At 71.3% G+C, this 12,251-nt stretch carries 4 protein-coding genes; all 4 read left to right on the top strand.

The features are described 5' to 3' along the window. Positions 1-46: 46 nt before the first annotated feature. The 4 genes from rplL to ACIRPH_RS25695 all read left to right on the top strand — a co-directional run bounded on the left by rplL (position 47) and on the right by ACIRPH_RS25695 (position 12,146). On the top strand, positions 47-430 hold the full coding sequence (gene rplL, locus ACIRPH_RS25710) for a 50S ribosomal protein L7/L12 (protein WP_402918799.1): 384 nt from the start codon (positions 47-49) through the stop codon (positions 428-430). Between the two features lie 1,082 nt (positions 431-1,512). Further along, positions 1,513-4,980 (top strand): DNA-directed RNA polymerase subunit beta, encoded by a 3,468-nt coding sequence (rpoB, locus tag ACIRPH_RS25705; protein ID WP_402918797.1) that lies wholly within the window; start codon positions 1,513-1,515, stop codon positions 4,978-4,980. A 34-nt stretch (positions 4,981-5,014) separates the two neighbouring features. Then, positions 5,015-8,893 (top strand): DNA-directed RNA polymerase subunit beta', encoded by a 3,879-nt coding sequence (locus tag ACIRPH_RS25700; protein ID WP_402918795.1) that lies wholly within the window; start codon positions 5,015-5,017, stop codon positions 8,891-8,893. A gap of 124 nt (positions 8,894-9,017) precedes the next feature. Further along, entirely contained in the window at positions 9,018-12,146 is a 3,129-nt protein-coding gene (locus ACIRPH_RS25695) for a hypothetical protein (protein WP_402918793.1), read from the top strand. Positions 12,147-12,251: the final 105 nt, after the last annotated feature.

Here is a 12,251-nt window from a genome sequence, read left to right as displayed (position 1 = left end):
TGATGCCGACAGGCGCGCGTGTCTGTAGAGAAAGAGAAACCGCATCATGGCGAAGCTCAGCAACGACGACCTGCTTGCCGCTTTCGAGGAGATGACCCTTCTCGAGCTGGCCGACTTCGTGAAGCTCTTCGAGGAGAAGTTCGACGTCACCGCCGCCGCCCCGGCCGCCGTCGCCGTCGCCGGCCCCGCGGGCGCCGCTCCGGCCGAGGCCGAGGAGAAGGACGAGTTCGACGTCGTCCTCGAGTCCGCCGGCGACAAGAAGATCCAGGTCATCAAGGAGGTCCGCAGCCTCACGAGCCTGGGCCTCAAGGAGGCCAAGGACCTGGTCGACAACGCTCCGAAGCCGCTGCTCGAGGGCGTCAACAAGGAGGCCGCTGAGAAGGCCAAGGCCGCTCTCGAGGGCGCCGGCGCCACCGTCACCCTCAAGTAGTCCTCCGCGGGCCGCACGGGCCCGCTGGTCTGCTCCACGCGGCCGTCCCTCCTCCGGGAGGGGCGGCCGCGTTCGCGTTCCCGGGGCCGGGCCGCAGGGGCTTCCGGGCCCCGCGGTCCGCCGGGCGCGGGGCCCGTGACGGGAACCGGCCCCGCACCCGCGCCCCCGCGCCGCGGGTGTGCCCGTCGGTGCGACCCCCCTCGGCCGCGCACCGGCACCGTCCCCCGCCGTCCCCCTCCCCGCGTCCTGCCGCCCCGGCACCCCGCCCCGCCGCCCGGCCACCGCCCCGCACCCCGCCGACCCGCCGTCCCCGCACTCCGCCGTGACAGGGCCCCTGGTCCCGGACCCGTGCGACGAAGGTCCCCCCTTCTCCGGGTACGCCGTGTTCCGCCGCCGTTCGCTCCGCCGGGTGTGCGAAGCTGGGGCGGTTCGGGAGCACCAGGTCAGGGGCCGCATGTGCGAACTGTCCCCCGGACGCGGTAATCTCCCGTCCCGGGAATCCCGACGAGGCCCCGGGAGAGGGTTTACCCGCCCCCCGCGGGGGAACCTTTTCCGGTGTCCGTCGGGCTCACAACCCCCTGGGGCCAGGGCAGGCGCGCCAGCTCCACCGATCCCGGTCGAGGGCGACCCCGTGAGGGTTGCGAGCGGCGGCGGACCGGAGCCGGTCCGCCGGCGGACCGCTCCCCCGAGGGGGAGCGGACGGGCGGACGGTCCGAGGCCGGACACCCCGTGCCGGAGACGGCGGCGGGGCTGGTCCACGGTCGGAGGTTCTCCGTCACGGGCCGCGCGGGACGACGGCCGGGCTTGACGGATCGCCCTTCACGGGTGATCCTGCCGGTGTCGTGAGTTGCGCTGTGGACCGTGAGTGGACAGCGGTGTGGTGTTCGGCTACACTGCTCTTTTGCGCTGCCCTTTGGTGATCCCTGTGCCGGTGCACGGCTGCCACCCATCCCATTTCTGGACATACGGTGGCCCGTCACCCGCTCGATGTGACCGTCTCAACCGCGTTGCGGCGGTCCCTCTCGTGACGGATCGTCTGGCGTGCGCGCTTCAACCGCCACAAGCCTTCGGAAGGACCCCTGTTGGCAGCCTCGCGCAACGCCTCCGCTAACGCCCTTGGTCCGCACCGCGTTTCTTTCGCCCGTATCCAGGAACCCCTCGAGGTTCCGAACCTTCTGGCCCTGCAGACCGAGTCGTTCGACTGGCTGCTGGGCAACGACAAGTGGAAGACCCGGGTCGAGACGGCCCGAAACGCCGGCCGCAAGGACGTTCCGGAGCAGTCCGGTCTCGAAGAGATCTTCGAGGAGATCAGCCCGATCGAGGACTTCTCGGGCACGATGTCCCTCTCGTTCCGCGACCACCGGTTCGAGCCGCCCAAGTACTCCGAGGAGGAGTGCAAGGACAAGGACATGACCTACTCCGCCCCGATGTTCGTCACGGCGGAGTTCATCAACAACGACACCGGTGAGATCAAGAGCCAGACGGTGTTCATGGGCGACTTCCCGCTCATGACCGTCAAGGGCACCTTCATCATCAACGGCACCGAGCGCGTCGTCGTGTCCCAGCTGGTCCGCTCCCCGGGCGTCTACTTCGACCGGTCCGTCGACAAGACCACCGACAAGGACCTCTTCGGCTGCAAGGTCATCCCGTCCCGCGGCGCCTGGCTGGAGTTCGAGGTCGACAAGCGCGACTTCGTCGGCGTCCGCATCGACCGCAAGCGCAAGCAGGGCGTCACCGTCCTGCTCAAGGCGCTGGGCTGGACCACCGACCAGATCCTGGAGCGGTTCGGCCAGTACGAGTCCATCCGCAACACGCTGGAGAAGGACCCCACGGCGGGCACCGACGACGCGCTGCTGGACATCTACCGCAAGCTGCGCCCCGGAGAGCCGCCCACGAAGGAGTCGGCCCAGGCGCTGTTGGAGAACCTCTACTTCAACCCCAAGCGCTACGACCTCGCCAAGGTCGGCCGCTACAAGATCAACAAGAAGCTCGGCCTCGACGCCGACTACACGCAGGGCACGCTGACCGAGGACGACATCGTCGCCACGATCGACTACATGGTCCGCCTGCACGCGGGCGAGGTGGAGAAGGAGACCGTCAACGGCCTCCGCCCGATCGAGACCGACGACATCGACCACTTCGGCAACCGCCGCCTGCGCACCGTCGGCGAGCTCATCCAGAACCAGGTCCGCCTGGGCCTGGCCCGCATGGAGCGCGTGGTCCGCGAGCGGATGACCACCCAGGACGTCGAGGCGATCACGCCGCAGACCCTGATCAACATCCGCCCCGTCGTCGCCTCCATCAAGGAGTTCTTCGGCACCTCGCAGCTGTCCCAGTTCATGGACCAGACCAACCCGCTCGCGGGCCTGACCCACAAGCGCCGCCTCTCGGCGCTGGGTCCGGGCGGTCTGTCCCGTGAGCGCGCGGGCTTCGAGGTGCGCGACGTGCACCCCTCCCACTACGGCCGCATGTGCCCGATCGAGACCCCCGAGGGTCCCAACATCGGTCTGATCGGCTCCCTGGCGGGCTACGGGCGGGTCAACTCCTTCGGCTTCGTGGAGACCCCGTACCGCAAGATCGTCGACGGTCGCATCTCCGACCAGGTCGACTACCTGACCGCGGACGAGGAGGACCTGTACGTCATCGCGCAGGCCAACACGCCGCTGAACGCCGACGGCAGCTTCGCCGAGTCCGGCGTGCTCGTGCGCCGCAAGGGCGGGGAGTTCGAGCAGGTCAGCACCGACGAGGTCGACTACATGGACGTGTCGCCGCGCCAGATGGTGTCGGTCGCCACCGCCATGATCCCGTTCCTGGAGCACGACGACGCCAACCGCGCGCTCATGGGCTCCAACATGCAGCGCCAGGCCGTGCCGCTGCTGCGCGCCGAGTCGCCGTTCGTCGGCACCGGCATGGAGTACCGCGCCGCCACCGACGCCGGTGAGGTCATCCTCAACGAGAAGGCCGGCGTCGTCGAGGACGTCACCGCCGACTACGCCACGATCATGGCGGACGACGGCACGCGCAAGACGTACCGCATGGGCAAGTTCCAGCGCTCCAACCAGGGCACCTGCTTCAACCAGCGGCCGATCGTCAGCGAGGGCCAGCGGGTCGAGGCCAACCAGGTCCTCGCCGACGGACCCTCCACCGACCAGGGTGAGATGTCGCTCGGCAAGAACCTGCTCGTGGCCTACATGTCCTGGGAGGGCCACAACTACGAGGACGCGATCATCCTCTCCCAGCGCCTGGTGCAGGACGACGTCCTCTCCTCGATCCACATCGAGGAGCACGAGGTCGACGCCCGCGACACCAAGCTGGGCCCGGAGGAGATCACCCGCGAGATCCCCAACGTCAGCGAAGAGGTCCTGGCCGACCTCGACGACCGGGGCATCATCCGGATCGGCGCCGAGGTCGTGGACGGCGACATCCTCGTCGGCAAGGTCACGCCCAAGGGCGAGACCGAGCTGACCCCGGAGGAGCGCCTGCTGCGCGCCATCTTCGGCGAGAAGGCCCGCGAGGTCCGCGACACCTCCCTGAAGGTGCCGCACGGCGAGACCGGCAAGGTCATCGGCGTGCGCGTGTTCAGCCGCGAGGAGGGCGACGAGCTCGCCCCCGGCGTCAACGAGATGGTCCGCGTCTACGTGGCCCAGAAGCGCAAGATCACCGACGGTGACAAGCTCGCCGGCCGCCACGGCAACAAGGGCGTCATCTCCAAGATCCTGCCGCAGGAGGACATGCCCTTCCTGGAGGACGGCACCCCGGTCGACATCATCCTCAACCCGCTGGGCGTGCCCGGCCGGATGAACGTCGGCCAGGTCCTGGAGGTCCACCTCGGGTGGCTGGCCAAGAACGGCTGGCTGGTCGAGGGGGTGGAGGAGGAGTGGCAGAAGTCGCTCCACGCGATCGGCGCGGCCGAGGTCCCGCCGAACTCGCGCGTGGCCACCCCGGTCTTCGACGGCCTGCACGGTGACGAGCTCAGCGGCCTGATCCAGTCGGTGCGCCCGAACAAGGACGGCAACCGCCTCATCAACGAGGACGGCAAGGCGCGCCTGTTCGACGGCCGCACCGGCGAGCCGTTCGCCGAGCCGATCTCCGTCGGCTACAAGTACATCCTCAAGCTCCACCACCTCGTGGACGACAAGATCCACGCGCGCTCCACCGGCCCGTACTCCATGATCACCCAGCAGCCGCTGGGCGGTAAGGCGCAGTTCGGCGGTCAGCGCTTCGGTGAGATGGAGGTCTGGGCGCTGGAGGCCTACGGCGCCGCCTACGCCCTCCAGGAGCTGCTCACCATCAAGTCCGACGACGTGGTGGGCCGGGTCAAGGTCTACGAGGCCATCGTCAAGGGCGAGAACATCCCCGAGCCGGGTATCCCTGAGTCCTTCAAGGTGCTCATCAAGGAGATGCAGTCGCTCTGTCTGAACGTGGAGGTGCTGTCCAGTGACGGTATGTCCATCGAGATGCGGGACAGTGACGAGGACGTCTTCCGCGCGGCGGAAGAACTGGGAATCGACCTGGGGCGGCGAGAGCCCAGCAGTGTCGAAGAGGTCTAACTTCCGCGGATTTCGAGAGCAGGGGACGAATTAAGTGCTCGACGTCAACTTCTTCGACGAGCTGCGGATTGGCCTCGCCACCGCCGACGACATTCGCCAGTGGTCGCACGGCGAGGTCAAGAAGCCCGAAACCATCAACTACCGGACCCTCAAGCCCGAGAAGGACGGACTCTTCTGCGAGAAGATCTTCGGCCCGACCCGGGACTGGGAGTGCTACTGCGGCAAGTACAAGCGCGTCCGCTTCAAGGGCATCATCTGTGAGCGCTGCGGCGTCGAGGTGACCCGTGCCAAGGTGCGCCGCGAGCGGATGGGCCACATCGAGCTGGCCGCTCCCGTCACGCACATCTGGTACTTCAAGGGCGTGCCCTCCCGCCTGGGCTACCTGCTGGACCTGGCTCCGAAGGATCTCGAGAAGATCATCTACTTCGCCGCCTACATGGTCACGTGGGTGGACACCGAGGCCCGTGAGCGCGACCTCCAGTCCCTGGAGGCGCGGATCTCGGTCGAGAAGCAGCACCTGGAGCAGCGCCGCGACTCCACCATCGAGGAGCGGCACCGCAAGCTCGAGGCCGACCTGGCCGAGCTCGAGGAGCAGGGCGCCAAGGGCGACGCGCGCCGCAAGGTCCGCGAGGGCGCCGAGCGCGAGATGCGCCAGCTCCGCGACCGCGCCCAGCGCGAGATCGACCGCCTCGACGAGGTCTGGAACCGCTTCAAGAACCTCAAGGTCCAGGACCTCGAGGGCGACGAGATGCTCTACCGCGAGATGCGGGACCGCTTCGGGAAGTACTTCCGCGGCGGCATGGGCGCCCAGGCCATCCAGGACCGGCTCGCCAACTTCGAGCTGGACGTGGAGGCCGAGAAGCTCCGCGAGACCATCCGCACCGGCAAGGGCCAGAAGAAGGCCCGTGCCCTGAAACGGCTCAAGGTCGTCTCGGCGTTCCTCAACACCACCAACAGCCCCATGGGCATGGTGCTCGACTGCATCCCGGTCATCCCGCCGGACCTGCGTCCGATGGTGCAGCTGGACGGCGGTCGCTTCGCGACCTCCGACCTCAACGACCTGTACCGCCGGGTGATCAACCGGAACAACCGCCTCAAGCGGCTGCTCGACCTCGGCGCGCCCGAGATCATCGTCAACAACGAGAAGCGGATGCTGCAGGAGGCCGTCGACGCGCTGTTCGACAACGGCCGCCGCGGACGCCCGGTCACCGGTCCCGGCAACCGGCCGCTCAAGTCGCTGTCCGACATGCTCAAGGGCAAGCAGGGCCGCTTCCGCCAGAACCTGCTCGGCAAGCGCGTCGACTACTCCGGCCGTTCGGTCATCGTCGTCGGCCCGCAGCTGAAGCTGCACCAGTGCGGTCTGCCCAAGCAGATGGCCCTGGAGCTCTTCAAGCCGTTCGTGATGAAGCGCCTGGTCGACCTGAACCACGCGCAGAACATCAAGAGCGCCAAGCGCATGGTGGAGCGGTCCCGCCCGGTCGTGTGGGACGTCCTCGAAGAGGTCATCACCGAGCACCCGGTGCTGCTCAACCGCGCCCCGACGCTGCACCGCCTGGGCATCCAGGCCTTCGAGCCGCAGCTGGTCGAGGGCAAGGCCATCCAGATCCACCCGCTCGTCTGCACGGCGTTCAACGCCGACTTCGACGGCGACCAGATGGCCGTGCACCTGCCGCTGTCCGCCGAGGCCCAGGCCGAGGCGCGGCTGCTGATGCTGGCGACCAACAACATCCTCAAGCCGTCCGACGGCAAGCCCGTGACCATGCCCACCCAGGACATGATCATCGGCCTGTACTACCTGACGACGGAGAAGGACGACGCCAAGGGCGAGGGCCGCGCGTTCCGCTCCCCGGCCGAGGCGATCATGGCCTACGACCTGGGCGACCTGGACCTGCAGGCGAAGATCCGCCTGCGGATCGCCGACGGCGCCCCGGCTCCGAAGGACTGGACGCCGCCGGAGGGCTGGCAGCAGGGTGACGTGTACGTCCTGGAGACGACCCTGGGCCGGTACCTCTTCAACGAGACCACCCCGGTCGACTACCCGTACGTCAACTTCCAGGTGGGCAAGAAGCAGGTCTCGGTCCTGGTCAACGACCTCGCCGAGAACTACCCCAAGGTCCAGGTCGCCACGACCCTGGACGCCCTGAAGGACGCGGGCTACCACTGGGCCACCCGGTCCGGCCTGACCATCGGCATCGAGGACGTCGTCGCGCCTCCGCGCAAGACGGAGATCCTCGAGGGGTACGAGCGCAAGGCCGACAAGATCCAGCGCGAGTACGACCGCGGTCTCATCACCGACGACGAGCGCCGCCAGGAGCTCACCGAGGTGTGGACCCAGGCCACCGCCGAGGTCGCGCAGAACATGGAGGACAACTTCCCCGCCGACAACCCGGTGTGGATGATGGTCCAGTCCGGCGCCCGAGGCAACCCGATGCAGGTGCGCCAGATCGCGGGTATCCGCGGCCTGGTCTCCAACACCAAGGGCGAGACGATCCCGCGTCCGATCAAGTCCTCCTACCGTGAGGGCCTGTCGGTGCTGGAGTACTTCATCTCCACGCACGGCCAGCGCAAGGGCCTGGCCGACACCGCCCTGCGTACCGCCGACTCGGGTTACCTGACCCGTCGTCTGGTGGACGTCGCGCAGGACGTCATCGTCCGCGAGATCGACTGCGGCACGGACCGTTCGATCTGGCACGAGATCGGTGAGAAGAACGCCGCCGGCGTCGTCGTGCGCAAGCACAACGTCGAGAACACCGGCTTCGGCCGCACCCTCTCCGAGGACGTGACGGGGGCGGACGGCAAGCTCGTCCTGCCCGCGCTGAGCGACACCTCCGAGCAGAACATCGACAAGCTGATCGAGGCCGGGTTCACCCGCGTCCGCATCCGCTCGTCGCTGACCTGTGAGGCCAAGATCGGCGTCTGCACCACCTGCTACGGCCGCTCCATGGCGACCGGCAAGCCGGTGGACGTCGGCGAGGCGATCGGCATCATCGCGGCGCAGTCGATCGGTGAGCCCGGCACCCAGCTGACCATGCGTACCTTCCACATGGGCGGTTCCGCGGGTCAGGACATCACGCACGGTCTGCCCCGTGTCCAGGAGCTCTTCGAGGCCCGCATCCCCAAGGGTGTGGCCCCGATCTCCGAGATGGAGGGCCGGATCCGGATCGACGACACCGAGAAGAGCCGCAAGATCGTCGTCATCCCCGACGACGGCACGGACGAGATCGCCTACCCGGTCCCGATGCGTGCGCAGCTCCTCGTCAGCGACGGCGACCACGTCACGGTCGGCCAGCAGCTGATCCAGGGTGCGATCAACCCGCACGAGGTTCTTCGCATCCAGGGCCCGCGCGCGGTGCAGCAGCACCTCGTGTCGGAGGTCCAGGAGGTGTACAAGTCGCAGGGTGTGTCCATCCACGACAAGCACATCGAGATCATCGTCCGCCAGATGCTCAAGCGGGTGAACATCCTGGAGTCGGGCGACACCGAGCTCCTTCCCGGCGAGATGGTCGAGCGTCCGAAGTTCGAGCGGATCAACCGCCGCGTCGTCTCCGAGGGCGGACAGCCCGCGGCCGGACGCCCGGTGCTGCTGGGGATCACCAAGGCCTCGCTGGCCACGGAGTCCTGGCTGTCGGCGGCCTCCTTCCAGGAGACCACCCGGGTGCTCACCGAGAACGCCATCCACGGCAAGAGCGACCCGCTGCTCGGCCTCAAGGAGAACGTCATCATCGGTAAGCTCATCCCGGCCGGTACCGGTATTCCGCAGTACCGCAACATCCGGGTGGAGCCCACCGAGGAGGCGAAGGCCTCGATGTACTCGGTCTCCGGGTACGAGGAGCCGAGCGAGTACACCTTCGGTCAGGGGTCGGGCGAGGCCGTCCCGCTGGAGGAGTACGACTTCGGGCCGTACAACCGGTAAGAGCGGTTTGAACTGACGGCGGCGGCCAGCCACTCCCGACCGGGAGTGGTGCCGCCGCCGTTCGGCGTAGAGGGTCCGCGCACGGCGGACGGGGAGACGGCGCTACTGCGCTGGCGGGAGAGGCATGACTGAACACGGGGGCGGACGGGACTCCGGTGCGGGGGACTGGTTCAAGCCGAGCGAGAACCGCTACCGCACGCAGTCGGAGTACCAGGACCCGCTCGAGGGTGAGGAAGCCGACGAGGGCGCCGAGACGGTGTTCCCCGACAGCGGCGGCTACACGGGGCTGAGCGCGTCGCGCCCGGCCCTGGTCGAGCCGTACCCGGAGGCGCTCGGCGGTCCGCCGTCCGGCGCCTCGCACCCGATCTCCTACCCGGGGGCGGGACGGTCGGCGTACCAGCCGCTGACCCGGGTGCCGGGGGAGCCGGAGGAGCCGAGCCTGCCCAGCGTCGCGGCCAGCGCCGAGGTTCCCCTGCCCTCCGAGGACCCGGGCGAGGGACCGGCCGGCCGCATGGACTCCTGGGCCGCGCCCCGGACCGACCCGGCGGCGGGCGGCGCCGAGGCGCCGGCCGGCCCCGGCGACGCCTGGGCGACGGGCCGGGACGAGCCGGAGGCGCCCGCACAGGGCCCACGGGACGGGGAGGCCTTCCCGGACGCCGGGTACGCGTCGCCCGACCGCGCCTCCGACGCCTGGAGGAGCGGGTCGCCCCTCGACGGGGCGCACGACCCGTCCGGGTGGGACGCCCCCGCGGCCCGGCCCGAGGGTTCCGCGGCGTGGGACCCCGAGGGCGCGCGCGGCCCCGCCGCGTGGGACGCCGACGCCCCGGCGGGCGGTTCCGACGTGTACGCGCGGGACGCCTGGAGCGATGCCCCGGCGGAGCGCTCCGACGCCCGGGGGCAGGACGCGTGGCGTACCGACGTCCCCGGGGACGACGGCCCGGGCGACGGCGGTCCCGAGGCGTGGGTCCCGGCCCGAGACGCCGACGCACGTACCCCGGAGCCGTCGGACGACGCGCGCCCGTGGGACGACGTGCCCGAGGGCGGGCACGGCCACGAGGCCCCGGGGACCCGTACGCAGGGTTCCACGGCGTGGGACCCCGAGGGCGCGCGCGGCCCCGCCGCGTGGGACGCCGACGCCCCGGCGGGCGGTTCCGACGTGTACGCGCGTGAGGCGTGGTCTCCGGAGGCTCCCGCGGCCGGTACCGGGGACGCGTGGGGCGCCGACGCCCCGGCGGGCCGCCCGGAGGACCGGGAGCGGGACCGCTGGTCGCCGGACGCCCCGGCGGGCGGTTCCGACGTGTACGCGCGTGAGGCGTGGTCCCCGGAGGCCCCCGCGGCCGGCGCCGGGGACGCGTGGGGCGCCGACGCCCCGGCGGGCGGTTCCGCCCCCGCCGACTTCGACGCTCCCGTGACCGGCCCCGCGACGGACGACGCGCGCCCGTGGGACGAGGCGCCCGGGGGGGAGGGCGGCCGCGAGGCGTGGTCCCCCTCCCCGGGCGCCGACGCCTGGACCCCGCAGCCCCCGGCCGACACGCGGTCGTGGGAGCCGGACCCCGCCCTCGGCGGGATCGGCGAGCCCCTCCGGGACTCATGGGGCGCCGACGCCCCGGCGGGCCGCCCGGAGGACCGGGAGCGGGACCGCTGGTCCCCGGACGCCCCGGCGGGCGGTTCCGACGCTCCCGTGACCGGCCCCGCGACGGGCGACGCGCGCCCGTGGGACGACGGACAGGACGTCGGCGCGGCCGACGCCTGGACGCCCTCGGCCGACGCCGGGGACCGCCCCTGGGACGACGCGCCCTCCGGGTACGGACCCGCCGGGGGCGCGGACCGTGCCCGGGACGAGGACCGCGGCGCCACCGCCTGGGGCGCGGGTCCCGCGGACCGGCGGGACCCCGTGGGAGAGGACTTCCGGACCCCCGTCGGGGGCACGGCCCCCGCGGCCCCGCTCTGGGACGACGAGCTGTCCGACGACCGCCGACCGTCCGCGTGGGGCGCCGACGCCCCCGCGGAGGGCGCGGCGGGACCGGGACGCGACCCCTGGGACGCGGCCCCCCGCCACGGGGCGCCGGCCGGCGCCCGGGCCGCCGCCGACGGCGGCCGCTCGTGGGACGACGACGAGCTCGGCTCGGACTCCTGGGGGTCGGCCGCCGATCGCGGCGCCCCCGCCGGAGAGGGCCGGGACGCCGCCGCGGGGCCTGAGTACGGCGGTCGCGGGTCCGCGGCCGACACCGGCGACCTGGACTCCTGGGCGCCCGCCGGGGAGACCGGCGACGCGTGGTCCGGCGCGGGGACCGACGAGTCGTGGACCGACGGCTACGGCGACGAGCTGTCGCCGTCCGCCCCGGCCCCCGCCCCCGTTCCCGACCCGGGCGGGTTCGGGGCGGGGAGCGGCAACACCTGGGCGTTCGACCGCAACGACCCCCGCCTCCCCGACATCGTCCGGGAGGCGGAGGAGCGCCGGCGCGAGTCCGCCAGGTCCTCCGACACCGGAGCCTGGGGGGACGACGGCGCGGACGGGGGCTCCCTCCCGGCCCGGGGGGACGACGACCGGCTGCGCGACGGGGGCCCGGACGGGGAGCGGACCGGCGGCGTGCCCTCCGCGGACGACCCCCTGGCGGCGATCGCGGACATGCAGTCGCGCGCCCGCTCCAGGGAGGCCGACGGCTACGCGGACGAGGCGTTCGCGGACGAGGAGTACGACGACGAGGAGTACGACGACGGCCCGGTCCGCCGGGGCGGTCCCGGCGGGGACGGCGTCCCCGACGGCGCCACCCAGGTCTTCGAGGCGCCGAGCATCCCCGAGGACACCTGGGACCACGACGAGCCGGAGCCGGCGGGGGAGAGCGAGTACGACGACGGCTTCACCCCGGCGGACTACGGCATGCCGGAGGCCCCGGCCTCCCGCAGGCGCCGCAAGGACCCCATCGCCGAGGAGTTCCCCGGCTTCGTGGACCGTCCCCTGGGCGGGGAGCCGGGCGACCCGTACCCCGGCTACGACAGCATCGACTTCCTGCCGGACACGGAGAGGGGGGCGACCGTCACCCTGTGGCTGGGCATCGCCTCGCTGCTCCCCGGCATCGGTCTGGTCACGGCTCTCCTGGCGCTCCTGGTCACGGGGCCCAAGGCCAAGAAGGCGATCCGCGCCTCGCGCGGGGAGCTCGACGGCCTCGGACTGATCACCGTCGGCACGGTGTTCGCGGTGGTCGGCATCCTGGTGACGGTGATCTCCGTCGCCATCTGGCTGGTCCTGTAGCGCCGCGGCCGCTCCTCCAGGACAATGTTCCGGGGGAGCGGCCGCATGTCCGGGCCGCCCGCCGACGGTCTCCGGGGAAACCCGGGGCGAAACGACTCCGGGAGC

This window comes from Nocardiopsis sp. NPDC101807, assembly GCF_044766605.1.
GTDB classification, from domain to species: domain Bacteria; phylum Actinomycetota; class Actinomycetes; order Streptosporangiales; family Streptosporangiaceae; genus Nocardiopsis; species Nocardiopsis tropica.
The sequence above is the reverse complement of the archived record's forward strand: the minus strand, read 5'-3'. Positions and strand labels throughout refer to the sequence as shown.